This is a genomic window from Phyllobacterium trifolii (assembly GCF_014192095.1).
Classification (GTDB): Bacteria; Pseudomonadota; Alphaproteobacteria; order Rhizobiales; family Rhizobiaceae; genus Phyllobacterium; species Phyllobacterium trifolii.
The window spans coordinates 1-21,752 of sequence record NZ_JACHXN010000034.1 but is presented as its reverse complement, the minus strand read 5'-3'; the positions used below and the strand labels follow the sequence as shown (position 1 = coordinate 21,752).

Below are 21,752 nucleotides of genomic sequence, written 5' to 3'. Positions count from 1 at the left end.
ACTGGGGATGGCACGGAGGATTTATGCCGCGATCGCGTATTGATGCGCGAAGATATATTGTGAGGGGTGGAGTTCGAAGCCCTTGACCTTCTTGTCCATGACGGTCGAGAAGATGCGCCAGAAGGGTTGAACGATCGGCCCGTCATCCTGCATGATCGCCTCGATCTTCGCCATGACCTTGCTGCGCTCTTTCGGATCAAGGATCCCCTCGGCCTGGGTCAAAAGCTGGTCGAATTCGGCGTTGGAATAATGAGATTCGTTCCAGGCCGCATTCGAGCGATAGGCAAGCGACAGCGTCATGATGGCGAGGGGGCGATGGCCCCAGGCCGTCAAACTGAAGGGCGCCGTAGTCCAAACTTCCCAATATTGAGCGCTTGGCAGCGACTTGATATTGATGGTGACCCCTATATCCTTGAATTGCTCCGCAAGAACCTGTGCCGTATTCAACTCCCAGATAGGATCTGGACGGGTTACCATGTCAAATTCGAAGCCCTCCGGATATCCTGCATCGGCAAGCAGCTTCTTCGCCTTTTCGATATCGCGGGGATATTTCGCAAGGGCTGCATATTCGGGATGCGAGGGAGCGACGTGATGATCCTCCGCAGGCGTGCCGGCTCCAAGAAGTGACGTCTGAATAATCTTTTCCCGATCGATCGCATATCGCATTGCCTGGCGAACACGCTTGTCTTTGAACTGCTCGGCATCTGGATGCATGCGGGCAACAACAGTCTGGGTGGTCTCGACCTTATAGACCGCGACATGCGGGAAGTTTTTCATTGCATTGACCTGGACAGCATCGGCTTCCGACAGACCGTCCACTTGCCTTGAAGCGACGGCAGCGATTCCCGCTCCGGGATTGTCGCCAAGATCGACATATTCGAACGTATCGAGATAGGGACCTGTACCCCAGTAGTCGCTGCGGGCCTTGTATTTCGCGCCCTTGCCCACCGTGTATTCGACAATTTCGAACGGACCTGTACCATTGGCATCGGCGCCGAAAGCGCCGTTCTCGGCCGGATCGAGAATAAACATCGGGTAATGGTAAAGATGTTCTGGAACTGCGATCTGCGGAGCAAAGCAGTTTAGGCGGACGGTAGCGTCGTCGACCTTTTCGATCGCGTTGTCTGCCCAGAGTTTGCTCGACTTCTTGGGATTTCCCTTGTCGTCTTTCTCGCCGCCGTCATATTCCTGTACGAGATAGCCGGTGAACAAGCCCAGCATTGACGATCCGATTGCAGGATCGCAGACACGCTTCAAATTCCAGACGACATCGTCCGCCGTCAATGCCTTGCCACCCTTGCGCCATTTAACGTCTTTGCGAATGTGCAGCGTCCAGGTCTTCAGGTCGTCGCTGACCTGCCACTTTTCCAAAAGGTAGGGATGGGTGATGTTGTTGCGGTCGGTTAAGGTCAAATATTCACAGACCTGGCGGATGACATTGGATTTCTCAGCAAAGTCGGCCAGGTGCGGATCTTTGATTTCCATGCAGCGCATGCCGATGCGCAGATTGCCACCTTTGGGCATGTCTTCTGCCCTTGCGACGCTCGGTTCGGAAATACCGGCAAGCGAATAGGCAGCGGCGGCTGACATGCCAAGAAGGGTGGCCTTACGCAAAAAATCTCGGCGACTAATGCCCCTGCTCGTGAGGTCGGCAATCAGCGTGGGTATATAGGGATGCTCATCTGTGTCCATGATCGCTATCTCCTCTTGATCACTAACGGTTCCGTTTTTTGTAAGCCACGGCGACGTTGCTACCCCGGCCTGGCCTCGTTGCGGACTTCTGTCCGTCTCTTAGGCTTCGGATAATCTAAGAGCGATTTACATCGCAATATATGCACCGACTCGACGCTCTCTATGCGTGAAGCGACATCGTCATGCCAACAATATGCCGCCCTACCTGTGGTTCTCTCGCCTGGTTACAGCAGGACTTTCCTTGAAGTGACGCCGATAGAAGCGGCTGAAGTGCGAAGCAGATTCGTAGCCGCAGATGTCGGCGATAGTATTGATTGCGAGCTCGGTATTAATCAGCAATTCCCTCGCACGCAGCAGCCGCAGTTCAATGTAAAATTTTGAGGGGCTCTTATTGAAGCTGGATTGAAAGAGTCGTTCGAGCTGGCGAACGGACATCGCAACGCTATTGGCGAGCTGCGCAATTTCGATCGGATCGTTTAGCGTCGCCTCCATGCGGCGTATGACAAAACCGAGCTTGGGATTTCGGATGCCGAACCGGTCCAAAGCATCCATTCTTTGCACATCGCTTTGCCGGCGAATACGAGGATGATTAAATTGATCGGAAATTTGTGAGGCCAGATCCCGGCCTTCAACGGCGGCGATCAAATACAGCATCATGTCAAGTGTGACGGTACCGCCCGAAGATGTGAGGAACCGGCCATCGATGGCAAATATATCGTCAGTCGCCAGACAATTCGGAAATTCGGCGCGAAAACTTGCAAGGGATTCCCAATGAACCGCACACCGTCGTCCTTCCAGCAGCCCTGCTTTTGCAAGGAAAAAGACAGCCGTGCTGACGGCACCAAGGATACATCCTTCAGAGTAAATCCGCCGCAGCCAAGCGAATATATTGGAATCGTAAGCATCCGTGTAATTGATTCCGGCGCACAATAATACAACGTCACAGCGCGATGCCCCAGACATTGAGGCATCTGCATCGAACCCAAGTCCACTGCTCGACTTGACGTGACCACCGTCGGCGGAGATCAACAACCATTCAAAAGCAGTCTTCTTTGCCAGTCTATTTCCCTGCCGCAAGGAATCCAGCGCAGCGGAAAAGGTCATGAGCGGAAAATCTGGTATGAGAAAGAAGCCGATACGGATCGGACGATCGGCCTGGGCAAGCTGGTCGAAGGAAACAATTTGCTTGGGCATTTATCGATCCTGTCCCTGAAGAGCATTCTGCACAATGTGACTCTGCTGAATTCCACATTTGCACAGTTAGAAAATATATCCGGTACCTTTATTGTTTGAATAGATCAGCGCTTCCCGTTGGCAGTTGCCCAGGCAAGAAACGTGCCGCGCTGGCCGCCGGAAAACTCGTGCGGAAAACGATCCGGCCATCGAAACGTAAAGACCGACACCCTCTAAAAGCTCGCCGACACGCTGGCGGGCTTGCGAAAGCTGTCGCGAGCCCATGGGTGACGATTGGTCCCGCAATCGCCTGGCCGGGATGTGCGGATTGAGGCTTTCGAACGGGTCTCGAAAGATCATCTGCGCTTCGCGGATATCGGTGAAGATTTACCCGCTTTGAGAACATTCTTGCCATCGATGCGCCCGTCGCTGGAAATTGCGTCCGTCAGGCGGATGATCGAGCGGCCGGGGGGTGGACTTGCCGCAATCGGATTTCGCCGACAATCGAGAGAGTCTAGCCCTTGCGCAATTCGAGCGAAACGCCTTCGACGGCATGATGCGACCTTGCCGCGCTCATAAATTTCACGATCCATTCTGTCAGGAGTACTCGGAACCCATCGCGCCCCCTCCCATTAAGCTCCTGATGTTCTCAATGAAAGGAAGAAGCATGACAAACGGGCTTGTACATCACAAGGAACTGAACCTGGATGGCATCAAGATTTTTTATCGCGAGGCTGGGCCAAGAGAGGCGCCGGTCATCCTGCTTCCTCATGGTTATCCGTGTTCGTCTTATGAGTTTCGCAACTACATGCCTCCGCTGGCTGACAGGTGGCGGCTAATTGCGCCGGATTTTCCTGGCTGCGGTTACAGTGATACGCCAGAGGACTTCGACTACACCTTTGACGGCTACACTGATTTTCTGGAACGTTTCACGGCGAAACTCGGACTTAACAAATTCACTCTTTATCTCCATGACTTCGGATCACAGATTGGTTTACGGTTCGCCATCAGTCGCCCCGATCTAATCGCATCGTTGATCATACAGAATGGTGACATCTACGAAGATGTTTTGGGGAAAAAATATTCATCTTTAAAAGCAATCTGGGAAAAAACCCCTGAGAATAGCTTTGCAGAAATCAGGCAGGGCATCTCCCAGGAAGAGTTCCAACGTGAATTCCTCAACGATGTTCGACCAGAACTGGCGGCCGCGATTCCTCCCGATCTTTGGATGCTGCATTGGTCGTTAATGACCGATCGACGGAAAGATATATCAGCCCATATCATCGCTGGATTAAAGGACAATTTAGACTGGTTTCCTCGATATCAAAGTTATCTTCAAGACCATCGGCCGCCAACGCTGATAATTTGGGGGCCACAAGATGGCTATATGCCGGAAGCCTCAGCGAGAGCGTATTTGCGAGACTTGCCTGATGCCGAATTGCATCTATTGGACGGCGGCCATTGGCTGTTGGAAACAAATCTCGATGAGGCTGTGAGCTTGACGCGGAGCTTTTTAGGACGCCACGGTTAGTTGCCGACGCCGGCTTTCAAACCGCCTGGATCTCCAGTGTCAACAGACCGAAGATGCTTCAACACGCCGAATAGGAAGACTCCGTTTAAGTGCCGCGCGACAACGTCGACCTGGAATTCGACTCTTCGTTGGATTCCGAAGGCAAGGCATCGTGGAAAAGCTCAAGGCCAATCCTGCAAGGACTTCGAAAAGGCCTTTCCTAGATCATAAATGAGTGGCCTGGCGAAACCTGCTGGTACTGCCTTGCGGGAGGCGTATAACCGACAGGCCGGATCGGGCTTATGATTTCATCATTGGAGATGGCGCGGACCCGATGCCGTTGAGCGGGGTCCGCTACCGGAACCGCGGCGAGCAGCTTCTTGGTATAGGGATGCTGCGGGTTGCCGAAGATTTCTTCCCGCGGCCCGATTTCAACGATCTCTCCCAGATACATGACCGCGACGCGGTGACTGATGCGCTCGACGACTGCCATATCATGCGAAATGAACAAGTAGGCGAGTTTGAGCTTTTCCTGCAGCTCCATCATCAGGTTGACGACCTGAGCCTTCACGGAAACATCAAGCGCCGAAACTGATTCATCCGCCACGATCACGCGCGGCGCGACAGCAAGCGCCCGCGCAATGCAGACGCGCTGTCTTTGGCCGCCGGAAAATTCATGGGGGTACCGCTTGGCCATTTCGGCCTGAAGTCCGACGCGTTGAAGAAGATCGGCGACCTTCGCGTTGGCTTGGGCGGGCGTCTGCAGTCCATTGACGACCATCGGCTCGGCTATGGCCTCGCCGACCGTCATGCGAGGGTTGAGGCTCGCGTAGGGGTCCTGGAATATCATCTGGATGCCCTTGCGTTGTTCACGCAATTTGCGGCTATCCAGTGATAGCAAGTCCACGCCATCCAACTCGACAGAGCCGCTCAATGCCGTCGTCAAGCGCATGATGCAGCGCCCGGTCGTCGATTTGCCGCAACCGGACTCCCCGACGAGTGCTAGCGTTTCCCCAGGCATGATCGCAAAGGACAGATCCTGGACAGCATGAATTCGCCCTTTGATACCCCGAAACATTCCGCCCTGGATGTCGAAGCGAGTTGTAAGCCCTTTGACCTCTAGAACAGGCTTGCCGCCCCGCGAGACGGTATCAACTCCTTGTGTCGCCTTTTCGGGCAAACCCGTTTCCCGATCGATATCCGGAAAGCGGATTGGCATGCTGATTCCAGCCAGCGAGCCCAGCCGGGGCACAGCAGCCAGCAGCGTGCGTGTATACGCATTCTTCGGAGCAGCGAAAATCTGCGCCGTCGGGCCCGTTTCAACAGTATCGCCCCGATACATAACGACAGTTCGATCCGCAATCTCGGCAACGACGCCCATATCGTGCGTGATGAAGAGAACAGCCATGCCCTCTTCGTTCTGAAGCGTCTTGATCAGGTCGAGGATCTGCGCCTGGATGGTGACATCAAGCGCCGTGGTCGGTTCATCCGCAATCAACAGCTTCGGCCGGCAGGCCAGCGCCATCGCGATCATGACTCTTTGCCGCATACCGCCCGAGAAGCCATGCGGATATTCGTCGAAGCGCGCTTTTGCGGAGGGAATGCGAACCTTTTCAAGCAGCCGGACGGTCTCCATTTCGGCCTCTCGCCGAGAAATACCTCTATGCAAAATGAGAGACTCGGCGATCTGCGAGCCGATCGTAAGAACGGGATTGAGACAGGTCATCGGCTCCTGAAAGATCATTGCGATCTCGTTCCCGCGAATACGGCGCATGGCCTCCTGCGGCAGATCGAGCAGTTCTTTGCCTTGCAACTTGACGCTGCCGCCAACGCGACTGCGCCCAGCCGCATTGAGCCCCATGATGGACAAGGCAGTTACGCTTTTTCCTGAGCCGGATTCGCCGACGATGGCAAGAGTTTCCCTTGGCGCGATTGCAAACGAAACATCGTGAACCACCGTCTTCCAACGTCCGTTTATCAGAAACGACGTGGTGAGATTATTCACTTCCAGAACAGGCTGCGTCATCATTGCTCCTCCCGATATCCGATTGAAGACGAAATGCGTTCGGGTTCTTTCGAAGGCGTCTGATGGGTTTGCATAATCGAGAGCAAATCCTCGAAAGCATTTTGCAGATGTGATCTGCTCACATCTCTCGCGTCGGTCTTCGAACCACGCCGGTAGGCATCAATCAATCGGTTATGCTCCTCGATGGCGCGCGGCTTTCTCAGATCGCTAAACCCGTATCTGCGCCTGAGCGCCTGGGTGAGAAGATGATGTCGCCCCAGGATCTGATCAGCTTCGAAGTTCACCCTGATGCTTTTGGCTGCTTGGTGAAAGACGCTGTTATATTCGATAATCTCTTCAATGTTACCCTCCGCAACCGCCTGTTCATAAAGCTTTTCGGCTTGAACCATGCGGGATATGTCGCGTTCTGTCGCGAGTGCAGCGCGTTCACCTTCCAGATAAGGAATCAACCCAAGCCGGACTTCGTAAATGTCAAAAAGAAATTCCGGTGTAACCGCACGGACCACAGCTCCCCGCTTCGGATGTATCGCGATCAACCCTTCAGCGGCGAGTTGAAGCAACGCTTCCCGTATAGGAGCAAGGCTGAGGCCATATTGCTCAGCAAGCTCCATCGTCGTAATGCGCTGGCCATCGTCCAATTCGCCGTTTACGACAGCCTGCCTGATCGCCAACGCGACCCGCTGATAGTTCGGAACGCCAATTGACTTCCTGCCTTTTCCCAATTCCCCCAGCCCGTTCATGCTATCCGTCCTCTCTGGCCTCGTCTCGCAGCACCCGTCATATCAGTCTCGAGACTCAGGATCGAGAACGTCGCGAACGGCATCTCCAACGATATTGAAGGCAAGAACGCAGAGCGTTACCGCAAAGCCGGCGGTAATAACCGACCACGGTGAGACCAGCATCTCTGTTAACCCATCGCGAATGAGGTTGCCCCAACTGGCGGCCGGCGGCTGCGTGCCGAGACCGAGAAAGCTCAAACTTGCCTCGATCCTGATCGCGGTCGCCACCCAAAGGGTCGCGACGACGACGAGCGGTCCGGAAATATTCGGCAGGATCTGCTTCCAGAGGATGCGCATCCATGACTGCCCCGATGCGACGGCTGCGTCGATATAGGGCTCTGCGGTGATGCTCATCGTCGACGCACGCGCCACGCGGACGAACCGTGGCAGGAAAGCGAACGCGATCGCAACGATGAGATTGGTGAAACCAGGGCCGAGCGCCGCCGATATCATGATGCCGATCAGCAGTGATGGAAACGCCATCAAAACATCGCATAGCCTGCTGACAATTCGGTCTATCCACCCACCGAAATAACCGGCAAGCATGCCAACGACCGTCCCGACGATCCCGGCAAGAACGGGTGCCATGACGCCGAGAGCAAGTGACGGGCGTGCTCCATAAATCGTCCTTGAGAGGATATCTCGGCCGTATCTGTCAGTTCCGAACCAATGCGCCGCACTCGGTCCCTTGCTCATAGCAAGAAAGTTTTGCTTCAGCGGATCATAAGGCGCAAACCATGGCGCAAATGCCGCTATCGCGGCAAAAATGCCAATGACGCACAAACAAACAACCGTCATTCGGCTACTAAAAAGCGTCGACCAAAAGCCCGCACGTTCAGACTTTTCCTCGACCGCCGGGGTGTCTGGAATAATATTCTCGGTGACAGTCATCTGGCTGCTCTTCTCAGTCGCGGGTCAATCAGAACGTAGAGCAGATCCATGGCTATATTCACCACCACCACGAACAGTGCAAACACCAGCAGCCCGGCCTGTACCATGGGGTAATCTCGAGAGTTGATGCCATTGATCAAAACACTCCCCACGCCTGGCCGAGCAAAGATCAATTCGATAGCGATCGAACCCGACAGCATGGTGAGAATGTAGATGCCAAAGCCGGTGACGACCGGGATCAACGCATTTCGCAGCGCATGCTTGTAGATGACCCAGCGTTCCGTCACCCCTTTCGCACGAGCGGTGCGGATGTAGTCGCGCTTCAAGACTTCAAGCAAGGCAGAACGGGTCAGCCGGCTGGTGAAGGCGGCCATAACGAGACCAAGTGTCATGGCTGGAAGCACAAGATGCTGCATGCGACTGGGAAAATCAGTGCCGCCGCCAGTCACGGGAAACAGGTCGAGTTTTAGACCGAACACGATCAGAATGAGTGCACCGAGAAAGAAATCAGGAATGCAGAAACCGGCGAGTGCGATGATGCGCGCAATATAGTCAGGAAATGACCCGCGCTTGACGGCCGACAGCACGCCGATCGGGACGCCGATGATCATTCCGATGATCATGGCGGCGACTGTCAATTCGACCGTGTAAGGAAGATTGGCCAAGAGCATTGCAGAGATGTTTTCGCCGGTTATCATTGACGTTCCGAAATTCAGCGTGACGATATTGACGAGAAAATCCAGGTATTGGTGCCAGAGCGGCACGTTAAGCCCCATACGCTCTCGGAAGCTCGCGAGCTGCTCGGCGGTTGCGGAATCACCGAGTGCCGCAACTGCCGGATCGCCTGGGAGGATCCTCATAGCGACAAAAACAAGCGTCACCACCAGAATAACGGTTATGACGGAATCGACTAAACGATTGAGAAGCATTTTTGGTCTCACTTTCCACCGGCGATCGAGGGGGCAACGGCACGATGCGCCGATGCCAGACCCAGGTTAGGACGTGAATTTTGCGCCGCCAAGCCGGTAGCGCGCATAGCCGGCTTTGACGTCAAATCCCAGGTCGAGACGTGGGTTCCGGGCGTAGACGAAGGACAACGTGCAGATCGTAAAGGCGGGCATGTCCGCAAGGATTTTCAGCTCTGCCTGACGCACGATTTCCTGCCGTTTGGCCAAGTCGCCTTCTGCGAGGGCCTGATCCAGCAGATCGTCAACTCCGGGCCCACCTATAGCGCCATAGTGGCTATAGTTTTGGTCGCCGCTTCCATCCGATTTGACCTCGGCACCGCTTCGGTAATACGTCACCGGAATCTGCGTTGAGACCGGAGCGAATGTCGAAGACTGCAGGACGATCGCGTTGACGTTTTTGTCCTTTTCGGCATGGTATGTCGTATGATCGATTGTGCGGATCGTCATATCGACGCCGATTTCCCGCCACATGTCCTGCACCATGAGCATGATCGAAGCATAATCCTCTCTCTGCGTCATGATGATCTCGAACTTAAGGCCATCGCCGTGGCCCGCTTCCGCCAGCAAGGCTTTGGCTTTCTCGGGATCGTAGTTGTAGCGAAGTTCTTCGGGGAGTTCGGTTTCCTTGAAGCCGCCCGGGAATTCCGGCGGATTGATCCCCCATGCCGGCCCCGCTATTCCACCGAATGCCGTGATGATTGTGTTCCTATCGATGCCGTAACGCAGCGCCTTACGCACCCGGATATCGTCAAAGGGCTTCATACTCATGTTGAAGTACAAGGTATTGATACTGCCGGGACGCGTCTGGTCGATGACAACGTTAGGCATCTGCTGCTTCAGCTGGCCCACCCAGCCAGGAAGACGCGCGCCTTCGATGATGTCGAGATCGCCTTTCAGCAAAGCGAGAGTTCGAGCCGTCGGATCGGCCATGTATCTGAACTCGACCGTATCGATCTCGGGCTTTTTGCCATGATACTTCTCGAACGCCTTGAGAGTGACGCCGCCGCCGGAAACGGTGCCGGCAACTTCATATGGGCCGGTTCCGACCGGCTGACGCGCATATTGTTCCATGGTCATAGTGCCCGCCACGCTTTTTGGCACGATCGAACCTATGATCGAGATCAGGCCGGATGCGTGGAAATTCGGGTTCGGCTTGTTGAGGTGGAACTTGACCTGGTATTTATCGACAGCTTCAACGGATTCGAGATCCGTAATGTACACCCGTTGCGTCGATCCGGTCGTCTTATCCATGATCGTGTCATAGGTGAACTTGACGTCTTCCGAGGTCAGTTCCCCCGCGTCTTTCTGAAACTGGACGCCTTGCTTCAACTTGACTGTCCAAGTTTTGCTGTCAGGCGAGACCTGCCAGGATTCCGCAAGCTCGGTGACAACATCGGCATAGTCGAGGTCGAAGGTCCCATATGGCGGATCCAGCAGGGAATCATATATCTGCCGTTGAACGAAATTGTCAGCGTTCTGCACACTCCTTCGCGGATCCAAAGAGTTGACGTTGGTTGCAGACATTCCAATCCGCAAGGAACGTGTCGCCTGCGCTCGGGCCATCTTCGGCAATCCCGCGATCGCTGCGGCTGCCACACCCGCCATCAAAAATTCACGGCGTCTCAACTTGCTCATGCGACTCCCTCCCAAGAGTGTGCTCGATTAAATTCTAAATTTCCCGAAAAACCGGCCGCTCAACCCTGCGTGAGCGGTCGGAAATTCAGTTACGCCTCGAAACGATGCTCGTAGACTTCGAGGGTCTGCTTCTCGATGTATTTCCAGTCGTACTCGACCCCGAGGCCTGGCTTTTCGGGAACAGCCACGCAACCGTCTTTACCGATTGCATCGAGCGCGTCGCTATAACCGCATGTGTAGAAGTCGCCGGTGAAGCAGCCGCGGCTTGGCCCTACCATCGAAGTCTCGTAGAAATTGCTGTTGCGGATTGCTGACATACACGCGCGTTGAGCTGGGCCCGGTGCGTGAAGCTCGATATCGAGCCCAAGGGCTTCGGCCAGATGCGCAATTTTCATAGTCCCTGTAATGCCCATGTCGAAGTCCGGATCGGCGCGCACGAAATCGGTTGCGCCCGATATCAGAAGGTTGGCAACCAGTTCCAGTCCGCGAGCATGTTCGCCAATCAGGACAGGCGTCTTGATCATTTCCCGCAGCTTCTGGTGGGAATGGGTGGACAGTCCGCCATCGCTATAAGGATCCTCGTACCAGTAGAAGTTTGCCTCGTCGCATGCCCGACCGACCTCCAGCGCGTCGGCGAAGGTCCGAAGGTGGCATCCTGGATCCAGCATGAGGGCCATGCGATCACCCACGCGCTTTCCAAGCATCCGGACGTTCTCGGCCTCCAAGCGCGGGTTGCTTTCTTTCCAACCGTGAACCTTGAATGCTCGATATCCGAGCTCGTAGCACTCCTCGGCGAAATTTGAATAGTCTTCAGGCCTATCCAGACCGCCACCTTCACCGCCATGCCAGGTGCTGGCATAGGCCGGCAACCGCCCACGGCTCCCGCCCAGTATCTCGCTTACGGAAGCGCCGAAACGCTTTCCCGCAAGATCCCAAAGTGCGTTGTCAAAGACGCCAACCCCCATGCGATCGGTCTTGCGGAGGTCCCTTTTGACTTCTTCGTAGAAATGTTCCCGCTCAAGGGCGCCGTAACCGGGCAACGCCTTTGCTACGAGACGAGCCTGACCGAACATCGTATCGTTTCCGCCGATATACTCTCCTCGGGAACCGTCCTTGGTGTCTATGCGAACCGCAAGCCGCGTCCTGCTGGATTTTGCTCCGGGCAGATCCACTCCTGCCTGAACGTTCTCCATGGGGAATGAGAAGATACGAAGTTCGACCCTCTCGATGACTGTCCCGGTTTTAGGGGGCTCGCGCCTGTTGCTCATCCTGCTCCTCCAAAATTCAGATGTTAATTATCGATTATCGATGAAGATAGCAATAACGATAATCGATAATCGGCGAGACCTTTTGAAAAGAATGTGGAAAAGATAAACACCGCATAACAGTCGCCAGCCAATCCGCTGGAGAACACATACGCCGCTAGCAGCCCGTTCAGATGCTACTTGCGCCGTGGGAGCGATCTTTGCCGTCGCCGAGTAACTCGGCGCGGGCGGCGGACGCAGGCAGCGCCTAAGGCAGAAGCGACGGCCGGACGGCTACGCTCGCCTCGCCGTAAATGGATTCTGGCCGGCTATCTGTTCGCACCGTCAACTTAGATGGACCGGTTGCTGCATCGCCAGCAAATGCCTTGCTTGACAGCAGGCAATTATTTTATAAACATTAGAAAATAATTGGGAGGAAAGATGGGAATCCATCACGGCACAATTCTTCGCATTCTGAGGGATGACGGTCCACAGTCGCGCGCTGAATTGGCGCGGCGCGCTTCCCTGTCGCCGACGGCGCTGACGAATCTTACGGCTCAACTCATCAAGAATGGCAGCGTGATCGAATTAAGCCAGGATCTGACTGGCGAAGCGCCGGTCGGGCGCCCGGCGGTCAGCATAGCTCTTGTGCCGGAAGCCTATTCCGTCATCGGGGTGCATATCGGCGCGGGAGCCATTCAGGCCACGATCACCAATCTGAGGGCATCGCAAAAGACACTCTCCTCGCTTTATTTCGATACCGCCACCAGCAGCCCGGCGACGGTCATTAAAAAAGTTGTCGCGATGGTGGAAGGTCTGATCAGGAAGACAGATACCAACCCTGCCCGGATTCTCGGAATCGGGCTCGGCGTGCCAGGGCCAGTGGACACGCAGCGGCGCCGCAATCTCCTATCGATCAATTACGACTGGAGAGACGTGGCCTTCGCCGACGAGCTTGAAGCCGCGCTTCGAATGCCCGTGATCGTGGAACATAATGTCAGCGCCATGGCTCTGGCAGAATCGCGCCACGGGATCGGACGCGACGCCGCCGCCCTCCTCTATATTTATCTGCGCACCGGCTTGGGCGCCGGGTTGGTCGTTGACGGAATGCCATTTCGTCCAGGCGGTTATGGCGCGATGGAGCTTGGTCACATTCAGGTTGTCGAACATGGCGAGCGATGCGCTTGCGGCAGTACAGGCTGTCTCGAAACATTCCTTTCGGAACGCGCTCTCAGCCGCGCTGCCGGTATCGACACGCCTCATCCAAAACGGTTGCTTGCCGCTGTGGAAAGACATCCGGAAGCCTGGGATGCCGCCATCCGCCATTTGACGACGGCTATCGCAAGCGCGACCAATCTGCTCAATCCGGATCTCATCGTCTTCGGCGGACATCTCGCAGAAGCGCCTCAGAGCTTTGTCGACAGCGTTCGAAATGGTGTGTTACCACGGGTGCTGCCGCCCATGCGTGACGCGCTGCGCATCGAAAAATCAAGCCTTGGTGTTGGTGGAGGCGCCATTGGCGGAGCGGCAGTTGCGCTCGATCATCTGTTCTATTCGGGAGTTTTGCGATGAACGATGCACCGAAAAAAGCGGGCCCGGTTCAGCCCGTCGCATCGGCCCAATCGACAGGCGTGGATTTCTTTGGTCTGGGGCTCAATCTGGTTGGGCTCGTGGCCGGAATTCTCATCTGGTGGCTGCTGACGGCGAGTGGTGCGGTTGGGTTGCCCCGACCGCCTGAAGTTGTGTCCAAGTTCATCGAAGTCATTGCCAACGGCCAGCTTGCGACCGATCTCATGTCCAGCCTTGCACGCGTGCTCACCGGCTTTCTCATTGGCGTCATAACGGCAATTCCGGTGGGCTTTGCTATGGGTTGGTACACGGTCGCGCGTTCGCTCATTGATCCTTATCTGCAGTTTTTCCGTATGATCCCGCCACTGGCCATCATTCCACTGGCAATCGTGACAATGGGCATTGATGAAACTCCGAAGATCTTCGTGATCTTTCTTGCGTCTTTCCTTGCCAGCGTGGTTGCCACATATCAGGGTGTGATCAGCGTTGATAAAACCATGATCAATGCCGCGCGTGTGCTTGGGGCCAAAGATCTGACGATCTTCCTTCGGGTCATCATCCCGGCATCGACGCCGTTCATCCTGGTTGGCGTCCGTATCGGGCTTGGGTCCGCTTGGGCGACCCTGGTTGCTGCAGAACTGATCGCCGCGCAGACCGGCCTTGGCTTTCGCATGCAGCAGGCGCAGCTCTACTATGATCTTCCAACCATATTCGTCAGCCTCATTACCATCGGCATCCTTGGGCTCGCAATGGATCGTATTCTGCTTGCGATCGAACGTCTGCTCACCAACTGGCAGGAGCGAGTATGACTTCCAAGGTTGTTTTCAACAATGTAACGCGTCGCTTCGATCTCAAGAACGAGCCTTTTCTGGCTCTCGACCGTTTTTCTCTCGATATAATGGATGGCGAGTTCGTCACGGTGGTGGGTCCTTCCGGCTGTGGAAAGTCCACCGCGCTCAACATCGCCGCGGGTCTCATGCAGCCGAGCGAAGGAGAGGTTCTTATTGACGGAATGCCTGTGGACGGCCCCGGCCCTGAGCGCGGCGTAATCTTTCAACAATACGCGCTCTTTCCCTGGTTGACCGTGCGCCAGAACGTCGAATTCGGTCTGCGCATCAAGGGAGAGCCTGCGGCGCGCCGCCGCGAGATAGCCGAACGTTTCATTGATCTCGTTGGATTGAGTGACTTTGCGGACTCATTGCCGAAGACCTTGTCCGGCGGCATGAAACAGCGCTGTGCCATAGCCCGCGCCTATGCGGTGGATCCTACGATTCTTCTGATGGACGAGCCCTTCGGTGCGCTCGACGCCCTCACCCGCGTTCAGCTTCAGGATCAGTTGCTCGAAACCTGGAGCCGCGAACGCCGGACGGTCATGTTCATAACGCATGATGTTGATGAAGCGGTCTATCTGGCCAACAGAGTCATTATCATGGCGGCGCGACCGGGTCGGCTGAAAGAAATCATCGACGTGGATCTGCCTTATCCAAGAACCGAGGAGATCCGGCTTTCACCGGAGTTCATGGAAATCCGCAACCGCGTTTGGCACGCTGTTTATCATCAGTAAAACAAGAAGCAGAGGAGAGCAGATATGAAACTGACACGACGAAATTTTCTTACCACATCGGCTGCCGCCGCAGCCGCCCTCGCTACGGGTGCCGTTCCTTCCAGAGCCGCGGGGGATGCGGCGCGCATTGGTTATAATGGCGACTTTTGGGGAGCCAGCATTGCGGGCATCGCCAGTGATCAGGGTCTATGGGCCAAGCATGGCATCGACGCCGACATCAAGGTCTTCACAAATGGTCCGATACAGGTCCAGGCCTTGGGGGCAAACAGCCTCGAATTCGGATATCTCGGGCCCGGAGCGCTCTGGCTACCAGCAAGCGGCAAGGCCAAAATCATCGCGGTCAACGATGTCGGGTTTTCAGATCGTGTGATCGCTCAGGCCGGAATCAAATCGGTCGCGGACCTCAAAGGCAAGAAGGTCGCCGTGCCCGCCGGAACGTCCGGAGACATGCTGCTGCGTCTGGCGCTTGCGAAAGCCAAGATGACAATCGGCGATATTGAGGTTGTGCAAATGGACCCCAGCACGCTTGTCGCGGCCTTCTCCTCGAAGCAGGTGGATGCAGCCGGTATCTGGTATCCCTTTGTCGGCATCATCAAGAAGCGAGTGCCGGACCTCGTTGAACTGTCCAAAAACGATGATTTCTTCCCGGAAACGACTTTCCCGAGCGTGTTCATCGCCCGCAACGACCTTGTCGAGAAAAATCCCGATCTCGTAAAGAGAGTGGTCGGGGCCATCAAGGAAGCCCAGGATTTCCGGGCGGCCAATGTGGATCACGCCGTGGAGATAACCTCGAAACTGCTTGGTATCCCTGCCGAACAGCTCAAAACCGAGGCCGGGTTCGGAAGGCTCATGACATCGGCAGATCTTGTGAAGCTCACCCAGGACGGGACCGTGAATAGCTGGTTCACTACCATGAACGAACTCTTCAAGACATTTGGTCGTTTCGACAAGCCGCTCGATCCCAAGGAATATTATCTGGCCGATCAATATGTTTCGGCTTGATCCGCCCTATTGAAATCGATTGCCCCGGTAGTAAACCGGGGCAATTCCCGCGAACCATCACATATGAATGAGTGCCCCCATGAACGTTCTCTACATCGATATCGACAGCCTTCGACGCGACCATCTCGGTTGCTATGGCTATCACCGCGATACTTCGCCGGTCATTGACAGTCTGGCACGCGATGGCATCCGTTTCGACAACGTCTATGTTTCGGATGTCCCCTGTCATCCGTCACGAACGGCCCTATGGAGCGGCCGTCACGGAATGCGAACCGGCGTTGTCGGGCATGGCGGCACTGCCTGCGAACCCTTCCGCGAAGGTCCCGAGCGGGCTTGGGCGGGCACTTTCTATGAAGAAGGCTGGATGCGGGCGATGCGGGATCTTGATTATCACACCACAACGATCAGCAGCTTCGGAGAACGCCATGGCTGCTGGCATTGGTATGCGGGATTCAACGAGATCATCAATCCAGGCAAGGCCGGCATGGAAAATGCCGACGAAGTATCCGCGCTTGCCATCGATTGGATGCAACGCAATGGTTCCAGCAAGAAATGGTTTCTGCATGTTAATGTGTGGGATCCGCATACGCCTTACCGCGCACCCGAATCCTTTGGCAATCCCTTTGCCGACAAACCAATCCCTGAATGGATGACGAAAGAAGTATTTGAGAAAAGTTATGCCGGATACGGTCCCCATAGCCCGCAAGAGCCTTCTGGCTTCGATGTCAAACCGGGTGGGTCCGGATATGAGCGGATGCCTTCTCCGATCAGCGATATGGACAGGGTCAAAGCCTGGTTCAACGGCTATGATACCGGCATTCTCTATGCGGATTATCACGTCGGGCTCATCATTGAGGAATTGAAGCGACAGAACCTTTTCGAAGATACGATTATCGTTATTGGGGCTGACCACGGCGAGAATCTTGGTGAACTCAATGTTTGGGGTGACCACCAGACCGCAGATGAGTTCACGTGCAATGTACCTCTCATCATGCATTGGCCCGGTGCTGAAAAGCTCCGTGGCGTCAATCGCGGCCTGCATTACCATTTTGACTGGGCTGCAACCTTGATCGACCGGCTCGGCGGCTCCGTGCCAAGCCTTTGGGATGGACAGTCCTTCGCGCCAGCGCTGGAAGAAGCGAAGGATGGCGGCCGGGAATTTCTTGTCCTGAGCCAGGGCGCCTGGGCGGCGCAGAGAGGGGTGCGGTTCCGTTTCGAGAAAGCGGACTGGCTAATGCTTCGCACCTATCATGACGGCTTCAAGGATTTTGGACCGGTGACCCTGTTCAATCTCAGCGATGACCCGCATGAACAGAACGATCTTTCGGGTTCCCGCGCCGATATTGTTGGCCGCGCAAGCCGTCTTTTGGAAGATTGGCGAACCGGGATGAACCGAAGGAGCGACAGCGACGTTGATCCTCTGGTGACAGTCATGAAGGAAGGTGGGCCATTCCACTGCCTCGGCGAATTGCCGGCCTATTTGGAACGGTTGCGTTCCACCGGACGCGAGGCGGCAGCAGACGCGCTGGCGGGAAGGCACCCTGCCCCGCCGCCACGCCGAAAATCTTTGAATTAAGCGCGTCCGTCTCGGCAGGTTCTCGCAATAAACACCCCGCCTCTCAGGCGGGTGTTTATTGGAGCCTTGAGGTTCATTGCTCGCGGAACGCGCGGTTGAACCGGCCTGGACAGGAAGGACATTGCCGTGCGCTCTTCCGTCGAAATAAAGACTTCCACTGGCATGCCGGGTAAAAGCTTGGCCTCACCGAGCTTTTCAAGCTCTTCGGACGGCACGATGACGTCGGAAAGATAGTAGACCTGACCCTGTAGCGGGATCGCTGCTCGTCGCGGCAGAGACATAAGCAACTGGTCTGCCCCCATCGGGTGATCCGGTGTTACTGTTAGTGCATGTTTGGTCTTGGCGCTACAGTCGGGGTGGCCGGCGAAGCAGGTCCTTTTTGCGCAGCAGGCCACGCAATGGCCTCGGGTGCGGGTGGTCTGTAGCTCAGGGATGAGTGCGGGCGGATGGTATTGTGGTGCTGCCGCCAGTTCTCGATGACGATCTGGGCTTCCTTTAATGTGTAGAAGATTTCACCATTAAGCAGCTCGTCGCGAAGCTTTGAGTTGAAGCTCTCGCAATAGCCATTCTCCCATGGGCTTCCAGGCATATGTTTTGGCACCGACCGCAGCGATCCATTCACGGAGCGCCTTGGCAATGAATTCCGGGCCATTGTCGGATCGAATGTGGCCGGGAATGCCACGCAGGGTAAACAGATCGGACAGAACGTCGATCGATCCGACGCCACCTGATGGAACGGCAAATGCGAGACGACCAGCATTTGTGCCGCGCCTTTCCAATCAACGGCCTAATCGGCCATAATATACGATGGGGTACCGTGTTAGATGATGCAGACTTTTGACCGTGTCAGAAATCTCACCTCCCGCCCGTTGTCGAGCGAAAACATGCCGCCACGGCCAGGGACGACGTCTATGATGAGTTCGGTATGCTTCCACACGTCATATTGCGGGGCGCTGATGTAGACGGGAGCTCCGCCGATTTCACCAAGCTGAACATCTTGGTCACCGATGATGAAATCGTCTTTTGGATAACACATCGGTGACGAGCCGTCGCAACAGCCGCCAGATTGGTGAAACAAAATCGGCCCGTACTCCGACTGAAGCGTCGCTATCAGTTCAAGCGCAGCAGGTGTAGCGCTGACTTTATCTTCCATGGTGCTCCCTCCGGCAAATCGTCATCGGTGGCGCAAAAAGTGCCACCGATGTTTATTTCTAGCCTACGATCTTAGAAGAAACCGAGCTTTTTGGGGCTGTAGCTGACGAGCATGTTCTTGGTCTGCTGGTAGTGATCCAACATCTTCAAATGGTTTTCACGGCCAATGCCAGACTGCTTGTAGCCACCGAATGCCGCGTGCGCCGGATAGGCATGGTAGCAGTTTGTCCAGACGCGCCCTGCTTGAATTGCACGTCCGAAGCGGTAGCAGGTATTTGCATCGCGGCTCCAAATACCTGCGCCAAGACCATAGAGCGTATCGTTGGCGATCGACAGCGCCTCGTCATTGTCCCTGAAGGTCGTCACCGAAACAACGGGGCCAAAGATCTCTTCCTGGAAGATGCGCATGCGGTTATGACCCTTGAAGACGGTCGGCTGGACATAATATCCACCCGCCAGATCGCCGGGGAGCAAATTGCGTTCGCCGCCGATCAGCACCTCGGCACCCTCCTGTTTGCCGATGTCCATGTAGGAGAGGATTTTCTCCAGCTGTTCGCTTGAAGCCTGAGCGCCGATCATGGTCGCTGGATCCAGCGGATCGCCTTGCACGATCGCTTCCACGCGCTTCAGCGCCTTTTCCATGAACTTGTCATAGATGGCCTCATGGACAAGAGCGCGGCTGGGACAGGTGCATACTTCGCCCTGATTGAGGGCGAACATAACGAAGCCTTCTATTGCCTTGTCAAAGAAATCGTCGTCCTCGGCCGTGACATCCTTGAAGAAAATGTTGGGGGATTTGCCGCCGAGTTCGAGCGTCACCGGTATGAGATTCTGGCTGGCATACTGCATAATCAGCCGTCCGGTCGTCGTCTCGCCGGTGAAAGCAATCTTGGCAATACGGGGGCTCGAGGCCAGCGGTTTGCCGGCTTCAAGGCCGAAGCCGTTGACGATGTTGAGCACGCCGGGCGGCAGGATATCTGCGATCAGTTCGGCGAGCACCAGGATGGATGCAGGAGTTTGTTCCGCAGGCTTCAGCACGACGCAATTTCCCGCAGCCAATGCAGGGGCAAGCTTCCACACCGCCATCAGGATCGGGAAGTTCCATGGAATGATCTGACCGACGACACCGAGCGGTTCATGGAAATGATAGGCCACCGTATCGTGATCGATTTCCGAGATACCACCTTCCTGTGCGCGGATCGCACCGGCGAAATAGCGGAAATGGTCGATGGCGAGCGGCAGATCAGCCGCCGTGGTTTCGCGGATCGGCTTGCCGTTATCCCAGGTTTCCGCCTGGGCAAGCACAGCGAGGTTGTCTTCCATCACCTGTGCGATCTTGTTGAGCATGACGCTGCGTTCGGCAGCGCTCGTACGACCCCAGGCTTCCTTGGCAGCATGCGCTGCATCGAGCGCCGCATCGACATCACTTGCGTCGGAACGCGCAATTTCACAAAGAACCTGACCGTTTACCGGCGACGTGTTTTCAAAATAGCGGCCGGCATTGGGTTCAACAAACTTTCCGCCAATGAAATTGCCATAGCGCTTTTTGAAATTGGGTTTGGCTGTGCGGTGGAACTCTATCTTGTTCATGGATTTTCCTCCCTTGCAGCTCAGCTCGCTCCTGCAAACCGGCTGCGTTGAAAACACCGCCTGCTGCGGTGTCAAAGGCAAGGATCGCGCTCTACGACTTGTATGTCAGCCCAGCCAAGGCAGGGCCGTCGTTGATCTGTCGCAGTTTTGCGACAGTTGCGATTAGAAATCGCTGAACGACACCTTATCGGGAAAGCCGAGCCGTTTCAGTTTGCGATGCAGGGTGGCGCGGCTGATACCCAGATTGTTTGCGGCAGCGGATATGTTGCCGCCAGAACGTGCCAAAGCACGCTGGATGGCGCCTCGTTCTGCGGTGGCATAATCGAGCTCGGCATTGGCTTGCTCGCCCAGAACATCAGAAGCCGGCAAGGGGTTGCGGAGCGATTCATCGGTCAATCCAAGCATATGGCGTGCTGCACGGGAAGCACCGATAACGAGATCATCCTCATCCACAGCAATCAGTGCATGCATGGCTCGTTCGCTTGCCGCGTCCGCGCCTTGCGCCAAAACAATTCTTGCCTTGGGGAATGCCAACCGGAAGTTCTCGGCCTCGAGCCTGCGCGCAGCATCAACCACGGCAACAGCAATGAGTTTGACGAAATCCTCGGTCAAGTCGCGGCGGGCCGAGGAGACGTCAATTGCCGCAATCAGGCGGCCTCGATGATCGAAAATCGGGGCAACAGTACAGGACAGCGCAGTGTTCCGGCTGCGGAAATGTTGATCCCGGTGGATGGTAAGCGCCCTTTGTTCGGCAAGTGCGGTACCGATTCCATTGGTCCCTTCGCTCTCCTCGCTCCACACTACTCCAGTCCAAAGACCGATCGTGCGGAATGTCGCGTCATCTCCTTCGTAGCCGCGGCGGTCAACCGGAACTCCATCCTTGTCAGCTAGCAGGACACAGCAGCCTGCACCACCGACGGCGGAATAAAGGCGGTCCAGCGCCGACTCTGCGGTATCGATTAATGATCCAAGCCGTTCGCGCGCATCTTTCAGCTCACGGTCGGTGAGCACATTCGGCGCGCCTTCTTCGGGACTCAAACCGTAAAGACGCATCGAACGGCCCCAGGACGCGATCAGCGCAGATTGTGCAGCGGCACTTCCGATCAATGCGGACTGTATATGTTCGGCATGCAAGCCATCATGCCGCGTTGCCATGGCCTCCTCCCAAGGTTCAAGCGAACTACCATCGCTATTGCCAGCGTATGCTACTTTGACTTGCCGTCAATGGTCGACTTTGTCATCACAGCTGGCGGCGGACACCGCCGCCACCAGCCAATGTCATCCGAAACTTACTTGCTCCAGCTCTTGACCAGCTCATCGTAGTTGACGGTCTGGGGCTTTTCCTTTTCGTTCTCGATCTTCAACTGGGGTGCCAGATGGC

Annotated in this window: 18 protein-coding genes and 1 pseudogene; 6 read left to right on the top strand and 13 right to left on the bottom strand. The window is 55.7% G+C overall.

The window, feature by feature from the left end; all coding sequences use genetic code 11:
- Positions 1-21 precede the first annotated feature (21 nt).
- Together FHS21_RS28385 and FHS21_RS28380 are read right to left on the bottom strand one after the other, a co-directional pair.
- Positions 22-1,692: an ABC transporter substrate-binding protein gene (locus FHS21_RS28385; RefSeq protein WP_183665345.1), complete on the bottom strand. Its 1,671-nt coding sequence runs from the start codon at positions 1,690-1,692 to the stop codon at positions 22-24.
- Between the two features lie 201 nt (positions 1,693-1,893).
- Positions 1,894-2,886, bottom strand: coding sequence for a GlxA family transcriptional regulator (locus FHS21_RS28380; protein WP_183665343.1), 993 nt, complete (start codon positions 2,884-2,886; stop codon positions 1,894-1,896).
- A gap of 646 nt (positions 2,887-3,532) precedes the next feature.
- Between FHS21_RS28380 and FHS21_RS28375 the strand changes: the two genes are divergently transcribed.
- On the top strand, positions 3,533-4,396 hold the full coding sequence (locus tag FHS21_RS28375; RefSeq protein ID WP_112529446.1) for an alpha/beta fold hydrolase: 864 nt from the start codon (positions 3,533-3,535) through the stop codon (positions 4,394-4,396).
- Between the two features lie 199 nt (positions 4,397-4,595).
- Here FHS21_RS28375 and FHS21_RS28370 read toward each other — a convergent pair whose 3' ends face one another.
- The 6 genes from FHS21_RS28370 to FHS21_RS28345 all read right to left on the bottom strand — a co-directional run bounded on the left by FHS21_RS28370 (position 4,596) and on the right by FHS21_RS28345 (position 11,942).
- A complete protein-coding gene (locus FHS21_RS28370; RefSeq protein WP_112529476.1) occupies positions 4,596-6,401 on the bottom strand; it encodes an ABC transporter ATP-binding protein in 1,806 nt (601 codons plus the stop codon).
- Entirely contained in the window at positions 6,401-7,141 is a 741-nt protein-coding gene (locus tag FHS21_RS28365; RefSeq protein ID WP_183665341.1) for a GntR family transcriptional regulator, read from the bottom strand. The genes FHS21_RS28370 and FHS21_RS28365 overlap by 1 nt, the downstream gene beginning before the upstream one ends.
- Before the next feature lie 42 nt (positions 7,142-7,183).
- Positions 7,184-8,071, bottom strand: coding sequence for an ABC transporter permease (locus tag FHS21_RS28360; protein ID WP_112529442.1), 888 nt, complete (start codon positions 8,069-8,071; stop codon positions 7,184-7,186).
- Positions 8,068-9,000 carry an ABC transporter permease gene (locus FHS21_RS28355; RefSeq protein WP_112529440.1) on the bottom strand — a complete coding sequence of 311 codons (933 nt, stop codon included), beginning with the start codon at positions 8,998-9,000 and terminating at the stop codon, positions 8,068-8,070. The genes FHS21_RS28360 and FHS21_RS28355 overlap by 4 nt, the downstream gene beginning before the upstream one ends.
- A gap of 66 nt (positions 9,001-9,066) precedes the next feature.
- On the bottom strand, positions 9,067-10,674 hold the full coding sequence (locus tag FHS21_RS28350; RefSeq protein WP_112529438.1) for an ABC transporter substrate-binding protein: 1,608 nt from the start codon (positions 10,672-10,674) through the stop codon (positions 9,067-9,069).
- A gap of 89 nt (positions 10,675-10,763) precedes the next feature.
- Positions 10,764-11,942 carry an enolase C-terminal domain-like protein gene (locus FHS21_RS28345; RefSeq protein WP_112529436.1) on the bottom strand — a complete coding sequence of 393 codons (1,179 nt, stop codon included), beginning with the start codon at positions 11,940-11,942 and terminating at the stop codon, positions 10,764-10,766.
- 417 nt (positions 11,943-12,359) lie between these two features.
- On the opposite strand from FHS21_RS28345, the gene FHS21_RS28340 reads away from it, so the two are divergent.
- The 5 genes from FHS21_RS28340 to FHS21_RS28320 all read left to right on the top strand — a co-directional run bounded on the left by FHS21_RS28340 (position 12,360) and on the right by FHS21_RS28320 (position 17,629).
- Positions 12,360-13,490: an ROK family transcriptional regulator gene (locus FHS21_RS28340; RefSeq protein ID WP_183665339.1), complete on the top strand. Its 1,131-nt coding sequence runs from the start codon at positions 12,360-12,362 to the stop codon at positions 13,488-13,490.
- On the top strand, positions 13,487-14,296 hold the full coding sequence (locus FHS21_RS28335) for an ABC transporter permease (RefSeq protein WP_112529432.1): 810 nt from the start codon (positions 13,487-13,489) through the stop codon (positions 14,294-14,296). The genes FHS21_RS28340 and FHS21_RS28335 overlap by 4 nt, the downstream gene beginning before the upstream one ends.
- A complete protein-coding gene (locus tag FHS21_RS28330; RefSeq protein WP_112529430.1) occupies positions 14,293-15,051 on the top strand; it encodes an ABC transporter ATP-binding protein in 759 nt (252 codons plus the stop codon). The genes FHS21_RS28335 and FHS21_RS28330 overlap by 4 nt, the downstream gene beginning before the upstream one ends.
- A 30-nt stretch (positions 15,052-15,081) precedes the next feature.
- A complete protein-coding gene (locus tag FHS21_RS28325) occupies positions 15,082-16,053 on the top strand; it encodes an aliphatic sulfonate ABC transporter substrate-binding protein (protein ID WP_376772234.1) in 972 nt (323 codons plus the stop codon).
- A gap of 79 nt (positions 16,054-16,132) precedes the next feature.
- Positions 16,133-17,629: a sulfatase gene (locus FHS21_RS28320; protein WP_183665337.1), complete on the top strand. Its 1,497-nt coding sequence runs from the start codon at positions 16,133-16,135 to the stop codon at positions 17,627-17,629.
- Here the strand turns inward: FHS21_RS28320 and FHS21_RS28315 are convergent.
- The 5 genes and pseudogenes from FHS21_RS28315 to FHS21_RS28295 all read right to left on the bottom strand — a co-directional run bounded on the left by FHS21_RS28315 (position 17,626) and on the right by FHS21_RS28295 (position 21,526).
- Complete coding sequence (locus tag FHS21_RS28315; RefSeq protein ID WP_183665335.1) at positions 17,626-17,931, bottom strand: beta-barrel domain-containing protein; 306 nt, start codon at positions 17,929-17,931, stop codon at positions 17,626-17,628. The two genes, FHS21_RS28320 and FHS21_RS28315, sit on opposite strands and share 4 nt — an antisense overlap.
- 20 nt (positions 17,932-17,951) lie before the next feature.
- A pseudogene (locus tag FHS21_RS28310) lies at positions 17,952-18,342 on the bottom strand (integrase core domain-containing protein); the annotation flags it as partial.
- 107 nt (positions 18,343-18,449) lie between these two features.
- A complete protein-coding gene (locus FHS21_RS28305) occupies positions 18,450-18,782 on the bottom strand; it encodes a DUF779 domain-containing protein (RefSeq protein ID WP_183665333.1) in 333 nt (110 codons plus the stop codon).
- Between the two features lie 71 nt (positions 18,783-18,853).
- Positions 18,854-20,371 (bottom strand): aldehyde dehydrogenase, encoded by a 1,518-nt coding sequence (gene adh / locus FHS21_RS28300; protein ID WP_112551832.1) that lies wholly within the window; start codon positions 20,369-20,371, stop codon positions 18,854-18,856.
- 162 nt (positions 20,372-20,533) lie between these two features.
- Positions 20,534-21,526, bottom strand: coding sequence for a GAF domain-containing protein (locus FHS21_RS28295; protein WP_183665331.1), 993 nt, complete (start codon positions 21,524-21,526; stop codon positions 20,534-20,536).
- Positions 21,527-21,752: the final 226 nt, after the last annotated feature.